Origin of the sequence: Actinoallomurus liliacearum, from assembly GCF_039542035.1 — a bacterium.
In the GTDB taxonomy this organism is placed as follows: Bacteria; Actinomycetota; Actinomycetes; order Streptosporangiales; family Streptosporangiaceae; genus Actinoallomurus; species Actinoallomurus liliacearum.
Map to the genome: position 1 here is coordinate 1,101,846 of NZ_BAABHJ010000005.1, position 20,673 is coordinate 1,122,518.

The following is a 20,673-nucleotide window of genomic DNA, read 5'->3' on the forward strand; positions in this document are numbered from 1 at the left end:
CGGTCTTTCCGGGCGGTGCCTCCCGGAGGCGGTGCCTTCCGAAAGAAGTCGGAACAACGCGGCGCCCCACCACCAAGTACCGGATGACCGATGCACGACGCACGGCATCGAAAGGAGACTTCGGTGGAGAAGACGCCGCCCCCTGACACAAGGGAGGCGACCGACAGCGAGGCGATCGCGGAGTCCGCCACCGAGCCGGAGAGGTTCTCCCTGATCTTCGACCGGCACTGGGACGCCATCCATCGGTACGTGGTCCGCAGGCTCGGCCCCGAGGTCGCCGAGGACGTCAGCGCCGAGACCTTCGTCGTCGCCTTCCGCGCCCGCGCCCGCTACGACCTGACCCGACCCGACGCCCGGCCGTGGCTGTTCGGCATCGCGACGAACCTGATCGGCGAGCACCGCCGGGTCGAGCGCCGCCGGCAGCGCGCGCTGGCGCGGGCGGACGCCGAGTGGATGACCCTGCCGTTCGACGAGAGCAGCGACGCGCGAGTGACGGCGCAACGGCTCGGTCCCCGGATCGCCTCCGCGCTGACGCGCCTGTCGGCGGCGGAACGCGACCTGCTGCTGCTCATCGCCTGGGCCGACCTGACGTACGACGAGGCGGCGCAGGCGCTGGAACTGCCGCTCGGCACGGTCAGGTCCCGGCTCCACCGGGTTCGCGGGAAGCTCCGCCGGGCGTTCGGCGGAACCGACCCCTCTCGTCTTCAGGAGGAGTTCGCGTGATCGACAACGAGATCGACCTGGTCGGCCGGGTCCGCCCGGCAGTTCCGGCGCAGGACACGGGAGCCAGGGCACGCGCCTGGGCGCGCCTACATGCCCAGATGGAGGCGAATCCGGAGGCTCGCAGCCGAAAGGTCCGTCGCCGCCTCGGCCGGCCGTTGGCCGCCACGGGCATCGTGGCCGCGGGCGTCGCCACGGCGATCGTCGTGGCGCAGACCGGCGGCACGACGCCGCCGAAGGCACCACGGCCCGGCGTCACGACGGCGCTGCCATCACTCGAGCTGGCCGCCGCGACCGTCGAACACCAGACGCAGACGCTGCCCCGGCCGGACCAGTGGATCTACACCCGCACGCTCTACACGAACAGCGTCCCGGCGCCGGGGCACGTGCAGGCCGCCCCGGTGGTGGAGCGCTGGGACCAGTACGGCGCGACCCGGACGGCGAGCATCGATCGGCGCACCGGACGGTTGCACGTGACCTATGACGCGGAGGCGGCCAGGGCGACGGAGGGTCTGAAGCTGCCGCAGTTGGTGAAGTACGTCAACGGACTGCCCACCGACCCGGCCGCTCTGCTCGCCAGAGTGCGCAAGGACAGCAAGAGCAAGTTGTTCGTCAGCACCGTGGGCAACGGGGACAAGAACGGGCCCGTCTTCGAGTCCATTCAACTGATCTTCATGAATGATCCCTTCATCCCGCCCAAGGTGAACGCCGCGCTCTTCCGCATGCTCAAGGGCTTCCCGGGCGTGCACCTGGAGCAGGTGACGGACGCCGCCGGGCGCCGCACCGTCGGGGTCTACCGCGACTCCCCGGGTGAGGACCGGAGAGAGATCCTGTTCGACCCCACGACCTTCCGCTACAGGGGGTCGCGCCTCGTCGCCGTCCAGGACATGACCACGGACGGAACTCCGAAGCTGGTCCAGCGGGTCGGGCAGGTGCTGTCCCAGAGCGCGCTGGTGACCGTCAAGGTGACCGACAAGCCCGGACAACGTTGAGAGCGTGGCGGTCCCCCCGGCCTAGTCCAGGGGGACCGCCACGCCCGTCACGGTCCTCCTCAGCTCGCGGGCACGGTCGTCTCGATGACCGCGCAGCGCCACCGGCCCCGGCCGTGCTCCAGACGCAGCGCCAGGGCGTGGACCCGCGACCCGAAGGCCGCGATCGCGGTGACCTCCGCCACGCCGGGCGCGGGCGCGCAGACCCGGACCGTGCCGAGCCGGGGGAACACCCGTGTCGGCATTCGGGCGGCGAATCCGTCCAGGTGCTCGAACAGCTCCGGCGTCGTACGGCCGGCGAGGTGGTGGTACGGGCGCACGCCGGCCAGCACCTCCAGGACGAGCCGGGCGATGAGCCGCGCGTCCGCGGTGACGTCCGGCGCGCCGGGGCGTACGACGCCGAGCGGCGGGCGGGTGCGCGGTGGCGGGCCGGAGTCCAGGGCGACGGCCAGTGAACCGTGGACGGTGATCTCGGGGGACCGGCCCGAGCCGTACGGGATCAGCCGGATCGGGGCGGGTCGGCGGGCGGATGGGTTTCGGCGCATGACGGGCCTCCCTTGGTGTCTGCCGCGGGGAGGGCGGCAGCCACAAAGAGGCCCGAGAAGGCGCGTTGATACATCCTGGCCGCATCCGGCCAGGCGTCCCCGTGCTCGCGGGCGCGCGTCTCGGCGTTCGCCGGCGAGGGGCCGGGCGTACGCTCCGGCGGTCTGCCGGCGCGGGGCCGGGCGGTCGCGGGGTGCGCTCCGGCGGTCTACTGGCGCGGGGCAGGGCGGTTGCGGCGGGGGATCTCCAGGGCGCCGCGCAACTGGTAGCGGTCGGCGCGGTAGGTGGAGACGGCGAGCTCGACGCACTTGCCGTTCATGAACGACCGGCGCTGGAGCAGCAGGACGGCGCTGCCGCGGGGCAGGTCGAGGAGCCGGGCGTCCGCCGTGTCGGCCAGCCCCGCCTCGATGGTCTGCTCGCCGGCGTCGAACATGACGCCGAAGCGCTTCTCCAGCACGTCGTACAGCGAGACGTCGCCGAGCGGGATGTCGAGCAGGCCCGGGGCGACGGTCGCCGGGATCTGGGAGCGTTCGACCGCCATGGGCTCGCCGTCGGCGGTGCGCAGCCGCTCGATGACGTGCACCCCGGTGCCCAGCGGGATGCCGAAGACCCGCGCGAGGTTCGCGTTCGCCTGCGTCGTGCGGTGGTCGAGGTCCCGGGCGCCGGGTTCGAGGCCGCGCGCCCGCATGTCCTCGGTGAACGACACCAGGCGCAGCGGCATCTCGATCTTCGGCCGCGCGACGAACGTGCCCTTGCCGGGGACCCGGTACAGCCGGCCCTCGGTGACCAGGTGGTCGACCGCCTGGCGGACGGTCATCCGGGACAGCCCGAACCGCTGGCACAGCTCGCGCTCCGACGGGATCGGCGCGTCCACGGGCAGCTCTGCGTCGTCGATCAGGTCGAGGAGGATGCCGCGCAGCTGGAAGTACTTGGGCACGGGGCTGGTGGGGTCGATCTTCCCCATTGGGTACCTCTGGTGGCGAAGTCGGGGGTTGAAGTATGGTTCAGACTGGTCTAGTCCGGACTAGACCACACGTCAGAACTGACTGTCAATGCAGGTCAGCAACACGAAGACGTAACGAGAAGATCACAGGCGAAGGATGGGATGGTTCTGGTGAGCACATCGCGCATGCGGGCGGAGATCGGCGAGCAGCCCGCCGCCCTGCGGGCCACCCTCGACGCTCTGCTCCCCCGAATGCCGGAGATCGGGCTGCTGGCGCAGGAGACCCGCCAAGTGCTGTTCATCGCGCGCGGCTCGTCCGACAACGCCGCCGTCTACGGCAGCTACCTGGTCCAGACGCACGCCGGACGGCTCGCGACGCTCGCTTCGCCGTCGGTGGCCACGACCTACAAGAAGCGGATCGACCTGTCCGGCGTTCTCGCGGTCGCCATCAGCCAGTCGGGCAAGACCGAGGAGATCGTCGAGTCGCTGGACTGGGCCGCGGACTGCGGCGCCCGTACGATCGCCGTCACCAACGGCGAGGGGTCGCCGCTCGCGGAGGCCGCCCAGATCGCCCTCGTGACGAAGGCGGGCGCGGAGGTGGCCGTCCCGGCGACCAAGACCTACACCACACAGCTCGCGGCGCTGGCCGTGCTCGGCATCGCCCTGGGCGCCGACGTGGACGTCGCGGACCTGCGCCGCGCACCGGACGAGGTCGAGCGCCTGGTCACGGCGACCGAGGAGTCCGGCGCGCTGGAGCCGATCGTCGACGGCCTCGCGGGTGTGAAGGGCGTGGTGGTGTCCGGGCGCGGCATCGCGTACGGCACCGCCCTCGAACTGGCCCTCAAGCTGAAAGAAGCGTGTTACCTGCACGCCATGGGCCTGTCCTACGCTGATCTGCTGCACGGCCCGATCGCCGTCGTCGACGAGGAGACGCCCGCGGTCCTCGTCGCCGCCGACTCGGGGCCCACGCTGTCCGGCACGGTGGCACTGGCCGAGCGGGTGGTGGCGGCGGGTGCCCCGGCGTACGGTATCGGCGGCGGCCGGGCACTGTCCGAAGTGACCTCGTGTGCACTACCTGGTCCGGATCTGCCAGAGTGGGTATCGCCGCTCGCCTTGATCGTGCCAGGCCAGCTGCTGACCGAGGCGCTGGCCCGTGGGCTCGGCATCGACCCCGACGTCCCACGCGGTCTCGACAAGGTGACCCAGACAGATCAATGACGCAGGAGGACCACATGGCCGAGCGCCGTGTCAGGGTGGAAACGAAGGTAGGGCTGCACGCCCGCCCGGCCGCGCTCTTCGTTCAGGCGGCCACGAGGACGCCTTTGGACGTCACCGTGGCCAAGCCGGGCAAGGACCCGGTCAACGCCAAGAGCATTCTGTCCGTTCTCGCCCTCGACGCCCAGCAGGGCGAGGAGATCGTGATCAGGGCGGAGGGCGACGGTGCCGACGCCGTGCTGGAGGAGCTGGCGGGACTGGTCACCGAGCCGAGTGCCTGAGGTCCTGCGGGGCACCGGGGTCAGCCCCGGAGTCGCGGCCGGGCCGGTGCGGCCCATGTCCGGGGCGGTGCCCGAACCACCCGCCGACCAACGGCACGCGGGTGACGCCCACGCCGAACGCGCGCGTGCGCTGGCCGCGCTGGACGCCGTCGGCGCGGACCTGGAGGAGCGCGGCGCGCAGGCGGGCGGCGAGGCACAGGACGTCCTGGCCGCCCAGGCGATGATGGCCCGGGACCCCGGGCTGGCCGGCCTCGTGACCGACCGGATCGACGACGGTCTGTCGGCGCCGCGCGCGGTGTACGAGGCGTTCGGCGTCTTCCGCGCGGCGCTGTCCCGCGCGGGGGAGTACATGGCCGCCCGGGTCGCCGACCTCGACGACGTCCGGGACCGTGCCGTCGCCGTCCTCCTGGGCGTGGGGGCGCCGGGCGTCCCCGACTCCGACGAGCCGTTCGTGCTGGTCGCACGGGATCTGGCCCCGGCCGACACCGCCCTGCTGGACCCGGCGAAGGTCCTCGCCTTCGTCACCCGGGACGGCGGTCCGACCAGCCACACCGCCATCCTCGCCCGCGCGATGGGCGTGCCCGCGGTCGTCGCCTGCGGCGACTGCATGGACCTGCGCGACGGCACGATCGTGCTGGTCGACGGCGCCTCCGGCGAGGTGCGCCCCGACCCCACCGAGCAGGTGATCGCGGACGCGCACGCGGCGGCCGGGGCGCGGGCGGCCGCGCTCGACGTCACGACCGGGCCGGGCGCCACCGCCGACGGGCACCGGATGCCGCTGCTGGCCAACATCGGCGGCCCGAAGGACGTCGAGGCGGCCCTGGCCTGCGGCGCGGAGGGCGTCGGGCTGTTCCGCACCGAGTTCCTCTTCCTCGGCCGTACGACCGCCCCTTCGGAGGAGGAGCAGGAGTCGGCCTACCGCGCCGTGCTGGAGGCGTTCCCGAGCGTCGTCGTCCGGACGCTGGACGCGGGCGCCGACAAGCCGCTGGCCTTCCTGCCGCCCCCGGACGACGAGCCGAACCCGGCGCTCGGCGAACGCGGCCTGCGCCTGTTCGACAGCCATCCCGGCGTGCTGACAGGGCAGTTGCGCGCCCTCGCCCGCGCCGCCGACGGACTGGACGTCGAACTGCACGTGATGGCGCCGATGGTCGCCGACGCCGCGGAGACCCGGTCGTTCGTCGCGGCCTGCCGCGCGGCCGGGCTGACCCGCGCCGGCATCATGATCGAGATTCCGGCGGCGGCGCTGCGGGCCGCCGACCTGGCCGCCGAGGCGGACTTCTTCAGCCTCGGCACCAACGACCTCGCCCAGTACACCTTCGCCGCCGACCGGCAGATCGGCGGGCTCGCCCGCTTCCAGGACCCCTGGCAGCCGGCGCTGCTCGACCTCGTCGCGCTGGCCGCCGGGGCCGCCACCGCCGCGGGCAAGGACTGCGGCGTCTGCGGCGAGGCGGCCGGCGACCCGGCGCTCGCCTGCGTGCTCACCGGTCTCGGCGTGACCTCGCTCTCCATGAGCGCCCGGTCGCTGCCCCTGGTACGCGCCGCGGTGGCCGCGCACACCCTGGACCAGTGCCGCCGGGCCGCCGAGGCCGCCCGCCGCGCCACCGACGCCGACGGCGCCCGTACGGCCGCCCGGGCGGAACTCCCGGGCCTGGAGCCTCTCGGCCTTTAGCCGGCGGTCACGGCCTTCAGCTCGTCGATCGCCTCTCGGATGAGCTCCGACAGGTCCTTCTCGTCGGTTCCGGCGATCCACCGCTCGAACGCGACCTTGAAGACGGCGACTCCCGCCTCCGCGGTCAGGCTGGCGGCCAGGTCCGGAACGCCGCGCCGGCGCAGTGCGTCGGCGACGGCGGAGGCGAGTGCCGCGAGCTTGATCAGCTCGCGCTCGCGCAGCTCCGCGGTCGAGTCGATGACCTTCTGGCGCCGCCGGGAGAACTCGCGGTCCATGAGTACGGAGCCGACGGTCTCCAGGGCCGCGGTCACCGCGTCGATCGGCGCCGCGGACTCGTGCGCGTCGACGACGGCGCGCACGAGGGACTCCTGCAGGATCTCCGAGCCCGCGAACAGGACCTCCCGCTTGTCGGCGAAGTGCCGGAAGAAGGTGCGCTCCGTCAGCCCCGCCCGCTTGGCGATCTCCGCCACCGTGGTCTGTTCGTACCCGCGTTCGCCATAGAGCTCGAAGGCCGCCTGCGCGAGCCGGCCACGAGCGTTCGGCTCCCATCGACCCATGTGCTGATCGTAGCGCGATGACAGCCGCTGACATCGCTTGCTATGCTGACGACAGTCACTGACATCGGTCGGTCTTCGGACACGTCTGTGCCGAGGCCGGCCGACCATTCGGAGGTCTTCTCATGCGCGTATTCGTCACCGGAGCGTCCGGCTGGATCGGCTCCGCCGTCGTTCCGGAGCTCATCGGCGCCGGCCACCAGGTCATCGGGCTCGCGCGCTCGGACACGTCGGCCGCCGCGCTCACCGCGGCCGGAGCGGAGGCGCTCCGCGGCACTCTCGACGATCTGGACGTCCTGCGGGACGCGGCGGCCGCGTCGGACGGCGTGATCCACCTCGCTTTCAAGCACGACATCGCGTTCTCGGGGGGCTTCGAGGACGCCGCCGACGCGGACCGCCGCGCCGTCGAGGCGTTCGGCGAGGCGCTCGCGGGTTCCGATCGGCCGTTCGTCCTCGCCTCCGGGCTGCTCGGGCTCCAGCCGGGACAGGTCGTGACGGAAGAGGACGGGCGTGAGCCGGCTCCGGAATCCGTGCCGGCCGGTCCGCGGGCCCGGTACGAGACCGCGCTCCTGACGCTCTCCCTCGCCTCCCGCGGCGTCCGTTCCTCGGTGCTGCGCCTCCCCCCGACGGTGTACGGCGACGGAGATCACGGGTTCATGGCGGCCCTGATCGGCGTCGCCCGCGACAAGGGCGTCGCCGGCTACATCGGCGACGGTTCCAACCGCTGGCCCGCGACGCACCGGCTCGACGCCGCCCACCTGTTCCGCCTGGCGCTGGAGAACGCCCCGGCGGGATCGGCGCTGCACGCGGTGACCGACGAGGGGGTGCCGATCCGCGAGGTCGCCGAGGTGATCGGCCGCCACCTCGATCTCCCCGTGGTCTCCGTCTCTCCCGAGGACGCGGGGGAGCACTTCGGCTGGCTGGCGGGCTTCATCGGGGCCGACGCTCCGGCCTCGAGCGCGCTGACCCGCGAGCTGCTGGGATGGCAGCCGACCCAGCCCGGACTCCTCGACGACCTCGACAAGGGCCACTACTTCCAGAGCCCGTCCGCCTGACGATCCGGTCCTTCTACCGGTCACCGGCCGGCGCGCTCACCCCGGGCGTCGTCAGCCGGTGACCCGGCCGCCCGCGACGTCGACGGTGATCCCGGTCAGCCACGACGCGTCCTCGGAGGCCAGGAACAGGGCGGTCCGGGCGACGTCGTCACTGGTGCCGATGCGGCCGAGCGGGTGCCCCGCCGCGACCTTCGCCCGGACCCCGGCGGGCATGCGGGCCTCGACCTTCTCCGTGGCGATGGCCGAGGGCGCGATGCAGTTGACGCGGACCCCGCGCGGCCCGACCTCGGTGGCGAGGTGGCGCGTGAGCATGACCAAACCGGCGTTGGCCACGCCGTACGCGAGGTTGGCCTGGCTAGGCTGGCGGCCGGCGGCGGAGGACATCGTCAGGATCGAGCCGCGGCCACGTTCGAGCATGCCCGGCAGGAACGCCTTGATGGTCAGGAACACCGAGGTGAGGTCGGAGTCGAGCACCTCGCGCCAGCGCTCCTCGGTCAGTTCCGGGGAGGGGACCGGGAAGCCCTGCCCGCCGGCGAAGGCGGCCAGGACGTCGGCCGGGCCGAGCCGCGCCTCCACCTGGTCGCGCACGGCGTCGAGCGCGGCGGAGTCGGTCACGTCGGCGGCCACGTCGATCGCGACGCCGCCGTCCTGGGCGATCCCGGCGACCACCCGAGCGAGGGCGTCAGTGTCGCGGCCGACGGCGCAGACCTTGGCGCCCTGGGCGGCGAACGCCCGGGCGGTCCGCGCGCCGATGCCGCGCGATCCACCGGTGACGACGACGACCTTGCCGGCGAGGTCGGAGTAGGTGCTGGTCATGGAGGTCTCCTCGGTGTTCGGTCCGGTCCGGGTTCTCACTGATGGCGGGAGGGCCGCGTCCGCGGCAGCAGGGCGGCAACGGCCACGAGCCACACGGTGCCGCCGAAGCGGACCACCGGCAGCAGGAAGCCGAAGGGGGAGGCCAGGAGGGTCAGCAGGGCGACCATCCCGACGGCGGCCAGGACGAGCCCCGTCCAGGTCACCGCGCGCGGCAGCAGGCCCGCGAGCAGGCCCGTCACCGAGATCCCGGCGGCGAGCAGGGCGAACATCGCCACGAAGGCCGGACCGCCGGCCACGAACCCCAGGTCGGCGAGGGCACGGGCGAGCGCGGGGTCGGTCTCGACGCGGCCGCCGGTCCAGGTGAACATCCCGCTCAGGCTGAGCGCGCCGGCGGCGGACACGCCGCCGACCAGGGTGATCGCCGAGCCCGGCGCGGTGATGCCCAGCGCCCGCAGCCGCCGGTAGAGCACCGCCGCGGTGAGGGCGAGGGGCACCGCCGAGGCGACCAGCAGGAAGGCCCCGACCTTGATCGTGGTGCCGTGCGACCGGGCGTACTCCAGGACCGCGAGGCCGGAGGCGTCCGGGTGCGGTGTGGCCCGGTTGGCGACGACGTAGGCGATGGTCAGCCCGGCGAACGCGAGCACGGGGGCGAGCAGGGGGGGCCCGGACTGCGGGCGGCGGCCCGGGGCCTTCACGCCAGGGGCGGCGGAGACGGTCGACATCTCTTCTCCTCGGTCAGAAATCGTGTACGTCAGATAATGATTACAGATCAGAACGATTGTCAAACGTATACAGTGTCGCCATGAGCACGAACCAGCAGACCGACCGCTCCAGGAACCAGGGGGGCGCCGCCTTCCTGCTGGCTCAGCTCGGGGCGCACGCCGCGCGGGCGTTCGCCGAGCGGATCGCCTCGCTGGACCTGACACCCCCGCAGGCGGGGCTCCTCCGGATGCTGGCCGCGACGCCCGGCCGCAGCCAGCGCCGGCTCGCCGAGGACCTCGGGATGCCGCCGAGCCGCTTCGTGCCGTTCGCCGACGAGCTGGAGGGACGCGGCCTGATCGAGCGGCGCAAGAACCCCGACGACCGGCGGTCGCACGCGCTCTACCTGACCGAACGGGGCGTCGAGCTGCTGGCCGAGCTGCGCGAGGTGGGCGCCGCGCACGAGCGCGACGTCTGCGCGGCGCTCTCCTCCGACGAGCACCGGCAGCTGACCGTGCTGCTCCGGCGCGTCGCCGAACAGCAGGGACTCACGCCGGGAGTGCACCCCGGCTACCGCTCGTCCTGACGTGGTCGCCGGGCCCGGACGGCGCGCCCTCCGGGTGCGCGGGGAGCGCCCGACCGGGGCGTTTGCCGCGTGCCGGTCCGGGGGCTAGCGTCGTGCGGGTGCGATGACGGCTCGGGGAGGGCGGCGAGTGAGACGGACCGGTGGCCTGCGGCTCCTGTCCGCAGTGGCCGCGATCACGGCGGTGGCCGCCGCGGCGGCGTGCGGCGGATCGTCGGCCCGCTCCGACGACGGGCCGACGCGGCGCGGTTCGGCGGCCGCCCGCACCATCCCCAGCCCCACTCCCACCCCCGACCCGGTCGCGGCGCTGGTCCGGCGGATGAGCACGGCGGACAAGGTCGGCCAGCTGTTCATCCCGACCGTCCAGGGCACCACCGCCGCCACCGGCGCCGCGATGGTCGCGAAGTACCACCCCGGCGGCGTCATCTACTTCCCGAACAACCTGCGCACGGCGCGGCAGACGGCGACGCTGTCCAACGGCCTGCAGCGTGCGGCGGCGAAGGACGGCGGCGTTCCGCTGCTCATCGGCACCGACGAGGAGCAGGGCATCGTCTCCCGCCTGCCGTACATCACCCGGTTCCCCACCAACAAGGCGCTCGCGTCGACCAAGAACCCCGATGACGACGTGCGCACGGCGGCACGGGTCACCGGCGAGGAGCTGCGCGCGGTCGGCATCAACCAGGACTTCGCGCCGGTCGCCGACGTCAACGTCAACCCCCGCAACCCGGTGATCGGCGTACGGTCGTTCGGCGCCGATCCCAAGGAGGTCGCCCATCTCGTCGGCGTCGCGGTCGACGCCTACCGGGCGACCGGGATCGTGGCGACGGTCAAGCACTTCCCCGGGCACGGCGACACCGCGACCGACAGTCACACCGGCCTGCCGGTGATCAAGCACTCCATGGCGACGTGGGAGCGCCTCGACGCGCCGCCGTTCCAGACCGCCATCGCCCACCACATCGACATGATCATGACCGCGCACATCGTCGTCCCCGGCCTGGACAAGTCCGGCGACCCGGCGACCATGTCCAAGACGGTGCTGACGGGCCTGCTCCGCGACAAGCTCGGTTACGACGGGGTCGTGGTGACCGACTCGCTGAGCATGGCGGGCGCGACGATGAAGTACGGCGCGCCGGAGGCGGCGGTGCGGGCCGTTCAGGCCGGCGCGGACATGCTCCTGATGCCGCCGCGGCTGGACGGTGCCTACCGCGCCGTGCTCACGGCGGTGCGGTCGGGCCGGATCCCGCAGAGCCGCCTCGACCAGGCGGTCACCCGCATCCTGCGGATGAAGCAGGACCGGGGGATCCTCCGCTCACCGTACGTCGACGCGTCCCGCGCCGCCGACATCGTGGGTTCGGCGGAGCACCGGGCGGCCGCGCGGAAGGTCGCGGCGCACATCCGCGCGGGCCGCTGACCAGCGGATCGGCAGCCGACCGTTGACGCGCGTCCATTCGCGTGACTAAGTTTCGCTCTGCCGGTTTCGACTGGTCATTTTCTTACAGATTCGTATTCGGGGGCGGACGGAAGGAGTCTGGATGTCCCGTCGCCGACGGCTCGCCGCGATCAGTACGGCGTCAATGGTGGCGATCGCGGGTCTGGGTGCGGGAACCGCCCAGGCCGCGTCCTCGCCCGGCAAGGACCAGAGCGTCCTGCGGATCCTCCACAAGATGACGCTGGAGGAGAAGGTCGCCCAGCTGTTCGTCCTGCAGGTGTACGGCACCAGCGCCGACACCACGGACCCGGCCGCCGTCGCGGCCAACCAGAAGCTGTACGGGGTGAACAACGCCGCGCAGCTCATCGACAAGTACCACCCGGGCGGGATCATCTACTACTCCGTGGATCCGCCCAACCTCGCGAGCCCGCAGCAGGTCGCGCACCTGTCCAACGGGATCCAGCAGGCGGCGATGCGCCAGCGGGTGCCGATTCCGATGACGATCGTCACGGACCAGGAGCAGGGCAGCGTGGTGACCCGGGTCCCGGCGCCGTTCACCCAGTTCCCCGGCAGCCAGGCCCTCGGGGCCGGACGCCGGCCCAAGGACGCGTACGAGACCTCGAAGATCACCGGGCAGGAGCTGCGGGCGATCGGCATCAACACCGACTACGCCCCCGACGCCGACGTCAACACCAACCCGGCCAACCCCGTGATCGGCGTACGGTCCTTCGGCTCCGACCCGCAGCTGGTCTCGAAGTTCGTGGCGGCCGAGGTCGACGGCTACCAGGCCGCGGGCGTCATCCCGACGGCCAAGCACTTCCCGGGCCACGGTGACGCCGCCACCGACAGCCACACCGGCGTGCCGGTCATCAACCACACCCGCGAGCAGTGGGAGAAGCTCGACATGCCGCCCTTCAAGGCGGCCATCGCGCACGGCATCGACTCGATCATGACGGCGCACATCGTCGTCCCGGCGCTGGACCCGTCCGGCGACCCGGCGACGCTGTCCAAGCCGATCCTCACCGGCATCCTGCGGAACGAGCTGCACTTCAAGGGCGTCATCGCCACCGACGCCCTCGGCATGCAGGGCGTCCGCGACAAGTACGGCGACGACCGCGTGCCGGTCCTCGCCATCAAGGCGGGCGCGGACGAGCTGGAGAAGCCGCCGACGGACGCGAAGGGCAACGGCCTGTTCGACCTGCAGCTCAACTCCGTGATCAACGCGGTGAAGGGCGGCGAGCTGACCGAGTCCCGGATCGACGAGTCGGTCTACCGGCTTCTCGAGGTCAAGAAGAAGCACCGCCTGTTCACGAACCCGTACGTCGACGAGAGCAAGGTCGCCCAGAAGGTCGGCACGCCGGCGCACCTCGCCACCGAGCAGCGGGTCACCGACCGCACCATCACGCTGGTCAAGAACGACGCGCTGCCGCTGAAGAAGGACGGCCGCAAGGTCCTCGTGACCGGCTACGGCGTCGCGACGACCCAGACGCTCGCCGACGACATCCACAAGCGGGGCCCGGCCACGACCGTCTACCAGACCGGCACGAGCCCGTCGCAGGCGACGATCGACCAGGCCGTGGCCAAGGCGAAGGACAACGATCTCGTCGTCGTCACCACCAACCGCGCCTGGGACGTCTCGACCGAGTCGGGTCACAACGGTCCGGGTCAGGCCAACCTCGTCAAGGCCCTCGTGGCCACCGGCAAGCCGGTCATCGTGGCGGCGGTGCGCGACGCGTACGACATCGGCTACTTCCCCGAGGCGAAGAACTACCTGGCCACCTACGGCTACACGCCGGCGACGCTCGAGTCGCTGACCAAGGTGCTGTTCGGTGAGATCAGCCCCCAGGGGAAGCTGCCCGTCATGGTCCCCGTCGCGGGCGACCCGACCAAGACCCTGTACCCCTTCGGAACCGGGCTGACCTTCCACAAGAAGTAAGAGAACCCGGCCGGTGTGCCCGCCTCATCGATGTCCGGATCGATGAGGCGGCACCTGGACCGGCCGACCCCCGTACGGAGCGTGGGACGGCGAGACCCCGCCGGTCGCCGTCCCACGCTCTCAGAGAATCCTCGCCCGAACCCGCCGCCGCGTAAAGGCGATCGCGTCGGGACTCAGTCGCGGCCCGCGCGGCGGAGGGCCAGGCGGGTGGCGCCGAGGGTGCCGTCGTCGGCCACGGACGCCTCGACGCCGAACCGCTCGCACAGCCCGGCGCGTACGGCCTCGGCGACCGGCCCCTCCTCGAGCAGCGAACCGGCCACGACGACGCCCGGACCGGAATCCCCGCACCGAGCGGTGCCGATGATCTCCTCCAGCGTCGGGCGCACGGCGTCGACGTCGGCGAGCAGCCACCGTGCGGCCTCCGTGACGATCCGCAGCGCCACCTCGTCGCCCGCGGTGGCCGCGGCGGTCACCAGGGGAGCCGCACGGCCGAGCCCGGCGGGCGGCCCGCCGTACACCTCCTTCAGCACCGCCTGGGGCAGCGCGGCACCAGAAGACATCGCGGCCGCGCCGGTGTCGCCGGAGCCGAGGGTCAGGGCCTTCAGATCGACGTCGGCGAGGAGCGGGCCGGCGGCCTCGCCGAGCAGCAGCCTCGGCACGCTCTCGGCCAGGGTGGTGGGCGCGCCGCGCCCGTCGTAGGCGCGCAGAGCCGCGCGGACCGCCTCGACGCCGATCCACACCCCTGAGCCCTCGTCGCCGACCAGCCACCCGTAGCCGTCGGCGCGGCGTACCACCTCGCCGTCGTCGACCACGGCGGCGCCCGCTCCGGTGCCGGCGAAGACCACGAGCCCGGCGTGCGCCGGGCTCCCGGCGGCGAACGCCACCGCGATGTCGGTGACCACCTCCGGCTCGCCGGGGAGGCCCAGCGCCCGCCACGCGGCGTTCGCGGCGGCGACCGCTTTCGGTCGTCCGGCCGCGCCGGCCCCGGCGATCCCGAAAACGCCGCCTACCACCCGTAGCGGGTCCAGGTCCCCCAGAGCGGAACCGACGGCCCTGGTCAGAGCGTCGGCCGGATCGGCGCTGGAGTTAGGATTGGCGCCAGGACCACGGCCACGACCAGCGACAACACCGTCGAGAGTGACGATCGTGGCACGAGTGTTGGTGCCGCCGGCATCCACTCCCACGACATACGGGCCTCTCCAATTGGAACACACACTGTGACCGTAGAACATGGCATATTGACAGGGAACGGTTTTCGTCGGAAAATTTCCTGCATGAGCAAGGTCGGGCCCGACCCCGGGTCCGCGGCCGACAGTGCGAGCGCGTCGCTCAGCACGGTCGTTCGCGTCCGTTCCCTGTTGCCCTCGCTGCCCCCCGCCGAGGCGCGCGTCGCCCAGCGCGTGATCGACGATCCCGAGGCGGTGGCCAACTCGACCATCACCGAGCTCGCCCAGGCGTGCGGGACCTCGGAGACGACGGTCATCCGGTTCTGCCGGGCGATCGGCTTCGCCGGCTACCCGGAGCTGCGGCTGACCCTGGCCACCGAGGCCGGGCGCGCCCAGGGGGTGACCGGTGGACGGGTCGTCGGCAGCGACATCAGCACCGATGACACGCTCCAGCAGGTCGTGGAGAAGATCTCCTTCGCCGACGCGCGGGCGGTCGAGGAGACCGCCAACCAGCTCGACATCGAAGCGCTCGAACGGGTCGTCGCGGCCATCGTCGACGCGCGCCGGGTCGACATCTACGGCGTGGGCGCCAGCGCGTTCGTCGCCCTGGACTTCCAGCAGAAGCTGCACCGCATCGGGCGCACCTCCTACGGCTGGTCCGACGCGCACATCATGCTCACCAGCGCGGCCGTGCTGGAGCCCGGGGACGTCGCGGTCGGCATCTCCCACACCGGCACCACGGTCGACACCATCGACGCGCTCAATGTCGCCAAGCGGCGCGGTGCGACCACGGTCGCGCTGACCAACTTCCCGCGCTCGCCGATCGCCGAGGTCGCCGACTACGTCCTGACCACGGCGGCCCGCGAGACCACCTTCCGGTCGGGCGCCACGGCGAGCCGGCTGGCCCAGCTGACCGTCGTCGACTGCATCTTCGTCGGCGTCGCGCAGCGCACGTACGAACCGACCCGTCAGGCCCTGGAGGCGACCCGCGAAGCGGTCCGGGTCCGCCGTGTCGGATCAGATCGGAGACGCAGGTGACCGATCGCCTCTCCGTCGGGGTTCTGCAGGGGGTCCCCACCGAGGGTCGCAATCCGCGCACCGTCGACATCGACCTGCTGCCCACCCTGGACGTGCTTCGTTTGATCAACGCCGAGGACGAGCAGGTCCCCGGCGCGGTGGCGAAGATGCTGCCGCAGATCGCCAAGGCCGCCGACCTCGCCGTCGACGCGCTGCGCGGCGGCGGGCGGGTGCACTACTTCGGCGCCGGCACCTCCGGGCGGCTCGCGGTGCTGGACGCCGCCGAGCTCCCGCCGACGTTCGGCGTCAGTCCGGACCTCTTCGTCGCCCACCACGCGGGCGGGCTCGGCGCGCTGTCCCAGGCGGTCGAGGGAGTCGAGGACGACGAGGACCTCGGGGGCCGCGACGCCGCGGACGTCCGCCTCGGCGAGCTGGCCGTCGGCATCACCGCGAGCGGCCGCACGCCGTATGTCGTCGGCGCGCTGCGCGCCGCGGCCAAGCAGGGCGCGCACACCGCGTTGATCAGCTCGAACCCGCGAGCGGCGTTCGGCGCGGAGGTCGACGTCAACATCGCCGTGGAGACCGGGCCCGAGGCCGTCACCGGCTCGACCCGGATGAAGGCGGGCACCGCCACCAAGCTGGTGCTGAACGCCATGTCCACCGCTGTCATGGTGCGGCTCGGCCGCACCTACTCCAACCTCATGGTCAGCGTCAACGCGCTCAACTCGAAGCTGCGCGGTCGCGTGATCAAGATCCTGGTCGAGGCGACCGGTCTGGACGCCGAGACATGCGCGGCGGCGCTGGCGGGAGCCGGCGGCGACACGCGCGTCGCGTTGCTGTCCCTGTTGTGCGACGTGCCTTCCGACCGCGCCGCCGGAGCGCTGGAGGAGACCGGAGGCTCGGTGCGGGAAGCGATGCGCAGGGTCCGGCCCGAGGGCCAGTAGGAAGACGTCGGGGGCAGCGAAGAAAGGGGTCCACCTCCTCATGCGGAAATACTGCGCGCTCGTCGCGGCGTTGGGCGCAGCCCTCGCCCTCCCGGCGTGCGCACCGAGCACGAATAGTGGCGGCGGCAAGATCCATCTCACGGTCGAGACCTGGCGTCCCGAGGACACCGCGGGATACCAGAAGATCTTCGACGCGTACGAGAAGAAGCACCCGAAGGTCATCCTCGACTACAAGCCGATCAAGAGCACCGACTACCTGACGGTGCTGCCGAACGACTTGAAGAAGGCGACGGGCGGGCCGGACGTCGTCCAGCTCAAGCCGTACGGGCCGCTGCAGTCCTACATCAAGGCGGGCAACCTGGTGCCGCTCGACGGCCAGGTGAACGTCAGCGGCTGGCAGGACAAGGTGCTGCAGGCGGCCAAGGGCAAGGAAGACGGCAAGCTGTACGGCGTCCCGTACGCCCTGCAGACGCTCGGGATCCTCTACAACAAGAAGATCTTCGCCGACCAGGGCATCCAGCCGCCGACGACGTGGGCCGACTTCACCGCCGCCTGCGACAAGCTCAAGAAGGCCGGCATCACCCCGATGGCCACGAGCGGCCTGCAGCCGTGGGTGCTCGCCATCGACCACCAGATCTTCGGCGCGACGCGGGAGGGCGGCAACGACTTCGAGCAGGCCGTCCTCACCGGCAAGAAGGACTTCACCGACCCGGACTACACGGCCTCGCTGCAGACCGTCGCGGATCTGAAGCCGTACTTCCCGAACCAGGTCGCCGCCGTCGACTACCCCGACGCGCAGACGCTGTTCACCAGCGGCAAGGCCGCGATGTACCCGGGCGGCTCGTACGAGATCGGGCCGTTCACCAAGACGACGCCGGACCTGCAGATCGGCTTCTTCGACGCCCCGCCCGCGCCGGGCGCCAAGGTGAACCAGCCGCTGACCTCCGGCTACGTCGACGGGTCGTTCGGCGTGAACGCGCACTCGGAGCACAAGGCCGAGGCGCTCGAACTGGTCAAGTGGATGGCGACGCCGGAGTTCGGGCAGCTGTACGCCAACTCGCTGAAGCAGATCTCGGCCGTGCCCGGCACGACCCCCGGCGACCCGCTGCTCACCCAGGCCTACCAGGGCTACCAGCAGCACGGGGCGACGTACATCATGGTCGTCGACTTCGGCTACGGGAACCCGCTCGGCCGTGACCAGGAGGGGCAGGCCCTGCAGAAGATGCTGGGCGGCACCTCGGCCGCGGACGCGGGCAAGCTCGTCCAGAAGGGCATCTCGGCGTGGTTCAAGCCCAGCGGAGGCTGAGGCGTCCGGTCGGCACCGGCGGCGGGCGACCCCGCCGCCGGGTCCTGCTGGCCTTCCTGCTGCCCGCTCTGGCGCTGTACACGGTGTTCATCATCTATCCGCTGGTCTCCGCCGCGCAGTACAGCGTGTACTCCTGGTCGGGGAACAAGCAGGACGGCTTCACCGGCCTGTCCAACTTCCACCAGCTGTTCACCAAGTACCCGCTGAGCGAGCAGGTGTGGCGCGCCCTCGGCCACAACTGCCTGTTCTTCATCGGCACGATGCTGATCCAGACCACCCTCGGCCTGGCGTTCGCCGTGCTGCTGCACAAGTCCCGGCGCGGCAAGCGGTTCCTGCAGACCGCGTACACGCTGCCGCACCTGGTCAGCCCCGTCGTGGTCGGCTACCTCTGGTCGATCATGCTCAACCCGCAGTTCGGCGCGGTGAACGCCGCGCTGCGCGGCGTCGGCCTCGGCTCGCTGGCGCAGCCCTGGCGCGGTGACCCGCACCTGGCGCTGCCCGTGGCGATCGTCGTGAACGCCTGGCAGTGGGTCGGCTTCCCGATGCTGCTGTTCGGCGCCGCCCTGGCGGGGATCCCCGACGAGTACGAGCAGGCCGCCCGCGTCGACGGCGCGTCGTCGTGGCAGGTGTTCCGGCGGATCACGCTGCCGCTGCTCACGCCGGTGCTGGGCATCGTCACCGTGCTGACCTTCATCGGCACGTTCAACGTGCTCGACCTGATCTTCGCGTTGCAGGGTTCCCAGGGCAATCCCGGGTTCGCCACCGACACGCTCGGGCTGCTGTTCTACCGGACGGCCTTCGAGAACCCGGATCCGAACGCCATCGGCCAGTCGTGCGCGCTCGCCGTGTGCATGTTCGTCCTGATCTTCGGGGTGTCGCTGGCGGCCAACAAGGTCTTCCGCCGGATGGAGGAACGCCTCACATGACCAGCGGCACTCTCACGGTCAACGAGCGGTCCACCGTCGCCGCGCGCCCGCGTCCGCCCCGGCGGCGGGTCCAGGTCGGCGGAGCGGCCTCGGCCATCCTGCTCTGGGTGTACGCCCTGGCGGCGCTGGCCCCGCTCATCATCATGGCGTTCAACTCGCTGCGCACCGAGAAGGACCTGGCGAACCAGCCGCTCGGCCTGCCCCTGCACCCGGTGTTCGAGAACTACTCGCACGCCTGGTCGGCGGGCAACTTCAGCACCTACTTCGTCAACTCCGTCGTGATCACGGTGAGCGCGGTGGTACTCGGCACGGGGGTCTCGGTGCTCGCCGCCTACCCGCTGGGGCGCTACCGCTTCCGCGGCCGGGGGGCGCTGTCGTCCTACTTTCTGGCCGGTCTCATGCTGCCGATCCGGCTCGGCGCCGTCCCGGTGTTCTACCTGGTGAACTCGCTCACGCAATCGCTGCCCGGGGTCGACGCCCGGTTCTGGCTGATCTGCGTGTACGCGGGGAGCGGCGTGCCGTTCTCGGTCTTCGTGCTGACGGCGTTCTTCCGGCAGTTGCCGATGGAGCTGGAGGAGGCGGCCCGCATCGACGGCGCCGGCGAGCTGCGGATCTTCGCCCGGATCATGGTCCCCATGGTCCGCCCGGCGCTGACCACCGTGGCGTTGTTCCAGTTCATCCCACTCTGGAACGACTTCTTCTTCCCGCTGGTGCTGTTGAAGGACGACCAGTGGACCCTGCCGACCGGCCTGACGCGCTTCTTCGGCGAGTTCGAGGCCGCCCACGCGCAGTTGTCCGCCGGCCTGGTCATCACGACGATCCCGCTAGTCGTCCTCTTCCTCGTGGCCACCAAACAGATCGTCGCCGGCCTGACCGCCGGAATGTCCAAATAACCGCCCGCCGCTACCGCCACGAGGCCGCCGCCGGCACAGCGGCCTCGTGGCAAGCGATCCCGCCCTGATCAGTTGGCGGATGTGGGGCTTGGGCTGGGTGTTCGGAGGGTGGGCCAGGCGACGTCGTCGACGGCCAGGAACGGCTCGTTGGTCAGGGTCGCAGGGGTCGCGCCGCTGAAGGCCACGACGTCGCGGTGCAGGTGGGACTGGTCGGCGTAGCCGGCCTCGGCCGCGACTCGGGCCGCGCCTTCACCCGCGGACAGGCGGTCGGCGGCGTGGTCGAAGCGGACGAGCCGCGCGGCGCGCTTGGGCGGTAGGCCGATCTGCGCGTGGAACCGCGACCACAGGCGCTTACGGCTCCAGCCGACCTCGTCCGCCAGCCGGTCGATCCGGACCCGGCCGTGGTCGGCGACGATCCGCTTCCAGACCCAGGCCACCTCCGGATCCACGGACGATCGCGCCTCGAACCGGCGCGCGAGCAACGCGTCCGTCAGGGCGAAACGGTCCTGCCAGGAGGAGACTTCGCTCAGTCGCTCGCGAATCCGTGACGTCTCCCGGCCCCACAGGTCGTCCAGGGCTACCACCGTGCCCTCCAGGTCGGCCGGGGAGACGCCCAGAATCGCGCGTACGACCATCGGGGACAGCCGCACCTGCACGCACTCGACGTTCTCCCCACGAGCCCAGGCACCGCCCCCGACGCCGAACCCGACCCCGGCGACGAGACTGCCCCGCTGCCGCCGCCCGGCCGAATCGTCCACGGTGGGCGTGCCGGCGCCGAACTCCACGGCCACTGTCACGGCGGGGTGCGGGACCATCCGAACCGCCGCCAGGCTGTGGACACCGAACCCGGCCATGGTGACGCCGGCCAGCCGGCTGGGCCGCGCCGGGTGTGCGACGTCCCATAAAGCCGTAACGCCACGTTTGCGCCCGGTGAACCGCATCGTCACATGCTACGCGAGCCGTTTGCAGCGGACATTTGTTCAAGCCGC

The 20,673-nt window shown here is 71.9% G+C and carries 21 protein-coding genes; 14 read left to right on the top strand and 7 right to left on the bottom strand.

The genetic code is table 11. The annotated features are described in order from the left end of the window. The first annotated feature begins 123 nt into the window (after positions 1-123). Positions 124-723 carry an RNA polymerase sigma factor gene (locus ABD978_RS13115; RefSeq protein ID WP_345353448.1) on the top strand — a complete coding sequence of 200 codons (600 nt, stop codon included), beginning with the start codon at positions 124-126 and terminating at the stop codon, positions 721-723. Beyond that, positions 720-1,712 carry a CU044_5270 family protein gene (locus tag ABD978_RS13120; RefSeq protein ID WP_345353450.1) on the top strand — a complete coding sequence of 331 codons (993 nt, stop codon included), beginning with the start codon at positions 720-722 and terminating at the stop codon, positions 1,710-1,712. The genes ABD978_RS13115 and ABD978_RS13120 overlap by 4 nt, the downstream gene beginning before the upstream one ends. A 59-nt stretch (positions 1,713-1,771) precedes the next feature. On the opposite strand, the gene ABD978_RS13125 is transcribed toward ABD978_RS13120, so the two are convergent. Then, positions 1,772-2,254 (bottom strand): Rv3235 family protein, encoded by a 483-nt coding sequence (locus ABD978_RS13125; RefSeq protein WP_345353452.1) that lies wholly within the window; start codon positions 2,252-2,254, stop codon positions 1,772-1,774. A 206-nt stretch (positions 2,255-2,460) separates the two neighbouring features. Then, on the bottom strand, positions 2,461-3,216 hold the full coding sequence (locus ABD978_RS13130; RefSeq protein ID WP_345353454.1) for a GntR family transcriptional regulator: 756 nt from the start codon (positions 3,214-3,216) through the stop codon (positions 2,461-2,463). Between the two features lie 165 nt (positions 3,217-3,381). On the opposite strand from ABD978_RS13130, the gene ABD978_RS13135 reads away from it, so the two are divergent. From ABD978_RS13135 to ptsP, 3 genes are read left to right on the top strand one after another with little or no spacing between them, the layout of a single operon-like run. Continuing rightward, the gene (locus ABD978_RS13135; protein ID WP_345353698.1) at positions 3,382-4,413 is read left to right on the top strand and encodes an SIS domain-containing protein; all 1,032 of its coding nucleotides are present in this window, start codon (positions 3,382-3,384) and stop codon (positions 4,411-4,413) included. Between the two features lie 14 nt (positions 4,414-4,427). Continuing rightward, on the top strand, positions 4,428-4,691 hold the full coding sequence (locus tag ABD978_RS13140; protein ID WP_345353456.1) for an HPr family phosphocarrier protein: 264 nt from the start codon (positions 4,428-4,430) through the stop codon (positions 4,689-4,691). A 55-nt stretch (positions 4,692-4,746) separates the two neighbouring features. Continuing rightward, positions 4,747-6,360: a phosphoenolpyruvate--protein phosphotransferase gene (ptsP, locus tag ABD978_RS13145; protein WP_425550711.1), complete on the top strand. Its 1,614-nt coding sequence runs from the start codon at positions 4,747-4,749 to the stop codon at positions 6,358-6,360. Here the strand turns inward: ptsP and ABD978_RS13150 are convergent. Next, entirely contained in the window at positions 6,357-6,917 is a 561-nt protein-coding gene (locus ABD978_RS13150; protein ID WP_345353460.1) for a TetR/AcrR family transcriptional regulator, read from the bottom strand. The two genes, ptsP and ABD978_RS13150, sit on opposite strands and share 4 nt — an antisense overlap. A 122-nt stretch (positions 6,918-7,039) precedes the next feature. Between ABD978_RS13150 and ABD978_RS13155 the strand changes: the two genes are divergently transcribed. Continuing rightward, the gene (locus ABD978_RS13155) at positions 7,040-7,969 is read left to right on the top strand and encodes an SDR family oxidoreductase (RefSeq protein ID WP_345353462.1); all 930 of its coding nucleotides are present in this window, start codon (positions 7,040-7,042) and stop codon (positions 7,967-7,969) included. 51 nt (positions 7,970-8,020) lie between these two features. Here ABD978_RS13155 and ABD978_RS13160 read toward each other — a convergent pair whose 3' ends face one another. Then, on the bottom strand, positions 8,021-8,785 hold the full coding sequence (locus ABD978_RS13160) for an SDR family NAD(P)-dependent oxidoreductase (RefSeq protein ID WP_345353464.1): 765 nt from the start codon (positions 8,783-8,785) through the stop codon (positions 8,021-8,023). Between the two features lie 35 nt (positions 8,786-8,820). After that, positions 8,821-9,507 (bottom strand): DUF4386 domain-containing protein, encoded by a 687-nt coding sequence (locus ABD978_RS13165; protein ID WP_345353467.1) that lies wholly within the window; start codon positions 9,505-9,507, stop codon positions 8,821-8,823. 80 nt (positions 9,508-9,587) lie between these two features. Here ABD978_RS13165 and ABD978_RS13170 point away from each other — a divergent pair, with 80 nt between their 5' ends. The 3 genes from ABD978_RS13170 to ABD978_RS13180 all read left to right on the top strand — a co-directional run bounded on the left by ABD978_RS13170 (position 9,588) and on the right by ABD978_RS13180 (position 13,432). Continuing rightward, complete coding sequence (locus ABD978_RS13170; RefSeq protein ID WP_345353469.1) at positions 9,588-10,070, top strand: MarR family winged helix-turn-helix transcriptional regulator; 483 nt, start codon at positions 9,588-9,590, stop codon at positions 10,068-10,070. Between the two features lie 127 nt (positions 10,071-10,197). Continuing rightward, on the top strand, positions 10,198-11,478 hold the full coding sequence (locus tag ABD978_RS13175) for a glycoside hydrolase family 3 protein (RefSeq protein ID WP_345353471.1): 1,281 nt from the start codon (positions 10,198-10,200) through the stop codon (positions 11,476-11,478). 121 nt (positions 11,479-11,599) lie between these two features. Next, a complete protein-coding gene (locus ABD978_RS13180; RefSeq protein ID WP_345353473.1) occupies positions 11,600-13,432 on the top strand; it encodes a glycoside hydrolase family 3 protein in 1,833 nt (610 codons plus the stop codon). A 173-nt stretch (positions 13,433-13,605) separates the two neighbouring features. Here the strand turns inward: ABD978_RS13180 and ABD978_RS13185 are convergent, their stop codons facing one another. After that, positions 13,606-14,664, bottom strand: a complete 1,059-nt coding sequence (locus ABD978_RS13185) for an N-acetylglucosamine kinase (protein WP_345353475.1) — start codon at positions 14,662-14,664, stop codon at positions 13,606-13,608. Positions 14,665-14,706: 42 nt separating this feature from the next. On the opposite strand from ABD978_RS13185, the gene ABD978_RS13190 reads away from it, so the two are divergent. The 5 genes from ABD978_RS13190 to ABD978_RS13210 are packed head-to-tail and all read left to right on the top strand — an operon-like array spanning position 14,707 to position 19,684. Then, positions 14,707-15,636, top strand: a complete 930-nt coding sequence (locus ABD978_RS13190) for a MurR/RpiR family transcriptional regulator (RefSeq protein WP_345353478.1) — start codon at positions 14,707-14,709, stop codon at positions 15,634-15,636. Continuing rightward, positions 15,633-16,559, top strand: coding sequence for an N-acetylmuramic acid 6-phosphate etherase (gene murQ / locus ABD978_RS13195; protein WP_345353480.1), 927 nt, complete (start codon positions 15,633-15,635; stop codon positions 16,557-16,559). The genes ABD978_RS13190 and murQ overlap by 4 nt, the downstream gene beginning before the upstream one ends. A 40-nt stretch (positions 16,560-16,599) precedes the next feature. Next, entirely contained in the window at positions 16,600-17,865 is a 1,266-nt protein-coding gene (locus tag ABD978_RS13200) for an ABC transporter substrate-binding protein (RefSeq protein WP_345353482.1), read from the top strand. Then, positions 17,841-18,791, top strand: coding sequence for a carbohydrate ABC transporter permease (locus ABD978_RS13205; protein WP_345353484.1), 951 nt, complete (start codon positions 17,841-17,843; stop codon positions 18,789-18,791). Before ABD978_RS13200 ends, ABD978_RS13205 begins: the two co-directional genes overlap by 25 nt. After that, the gene (locus ABD978_RS13210) at positions 18,788-19,684 is read left to right on the top strand and encodes a carbohydrate ABC transporter permease (protein ID WP_345353486.1); all 897 of its coding nucleotides are present in this window, start codon (positions 18,788-18,790) and stop codon (positions 19,682-19,684) included. Before ABD978_RS13205 ends, ABD978_RS13210 begins: the two co-directional genes overlap by 4 nt. Positions 19,685-19,752: 68 nt before the next feature. Here ABD978_RS13210 and ABD978_RS13215 read toward each other — a convergent pair whose 3' ends face one another. Continuing rightward, on the bottom strand, positions 19,753-20,625 hold the full coding sequence (locus tag ABD978_RS13215; protein WP_345353488.1) for an AraC family transcriptional regulator: 873 nt from the start codon (positions 20,623-20,625) through the stop codon (positions 19,753-19,755). Positions 20,626-20,673: the final 48 nt, after the last annotated feature.